The organism is Streptomyces sp. NPDC048331 (assembly GCF_043201215.1).
Taxonomy (GTDB): domain Bacteria; phylum Actinomycetota; class Actinomycetes; order Streptomycetales; family Streptomycetaceae; genus Streptomyces.
Map to the genome: position 1 here is coordinate 1 of NZ_JBICYT010000109.1, position 1,296 is coordinate 1,296.

Sequence of the window (1,296 nt, forward strand, 5' to 3'; positions counted from 1 at the left end):
CCGGTGGCTTGGGTGTTGTCGGCCCGGACCCCCGAAGCCCTCCGCGCCCAGGCCGACCGCCTCCTGACCTGGTCCCGCAACCACCCCGACCACGACCCCACCCACACCGCACACGCCCTCACCCGACGCACCCACTTCGACCACCGCGCCGGCATCACCGCCACCACCACCGAACAACGCCACCAAGCCCTCACCGCACTCACCAACGCCACCCGCCACCCCAACCTCACCACCAACACCCCCACCACCGGCAAACTCGCCTTCGTCCTCCCCGGACAAGGCGCCCAACACACCGGCATGGGCCACCACCTCCACACCACCTACCCCGCCTTCGCCGACACCTTCGACACCATCGCCACCCACCTCGACCCCCACCTCACCCACCCCCTCACCGACATCGTCTTCAACCCCGACCACCACCACACCCTCAACCAGACCCAGAACACCCAAGCCGCACTCTTCGCCTTCCAAACCGCCCTCCACCACCTCTACAAAACCCACGGCATCACCCCCGACTACCTCATCGGCCACTCCATCGGCGAAGTCACCGCCGCCCACCTCGCCGGCATCCTCACCCTCGAAGACGCCTGCACCCTCGTCGCCGCCCGCGGCCGCCTCATGCAAGCCCAACCCACCGGCGGCGCCATGCTCGCCCTCCAAGCCACCGAAACCGAACTCCACCCCCACCTCACCCACCACGAACAACACATCTCCATCGCCGCCGTCAACGGCCCCCACTCCCTCGTCATCGCCGGCGACGACCACCACATCGAAACCATCGCCCACCACTTCGAAGACCAAGGCCGCAAAACCAAGTGGCTCAACGTCTCCCACGCCTTCCACTCCCCCCACATGGACGGCATGCTCCAAGAATTCGAACAAATCGCCTCAACCCTCACCTACCACACCCCCCACACCCCCCTCATCTCCAACCTCACCGGCCAACTCGCCGACCACACCATCCGCACCCCCCAGTACTGGACCCGCCACGTCCGCGACACCGTCCGCTACGCCGACGGCATCACCACCCTCCACAACCTCGGCACCACCCACTACCTCGAACTCGGCCCCGACACCACCGCCACCGCAATGACCCGCAACAACCTCCCCGACAACCACCCCACCCCCCTCCACACCACCCCCACCCTCCGCAAGAACACCCCCGAAACCCACTCCCTCACCACCACCCTCACCACCCTCCACACCCTCGGCACCACCCCCACCTGGACCACCCCCACCCCCACCCACCACACCAACCTCCCCACCTACCCCTTCCAACACCAGCACTACTGGCTG

1 protein-coding gene is annotated in these 1,296 nt (G+C 67.3%); it reads left to right on the forward strand.

Features of this window, described 5'->3' with window-relative positions; all coding sequences use genetic code 11:
- Window positions 1-12: 12 nt before the first annotated feature.
- Window positions 13-1,296 (forward strand): acyltransferase domain-containing protein (locus tag ACGFYY_RS42365; protein WP_393717991.1); only part of this gene is annotated, 1,284 nt, incomplete at its 3' end.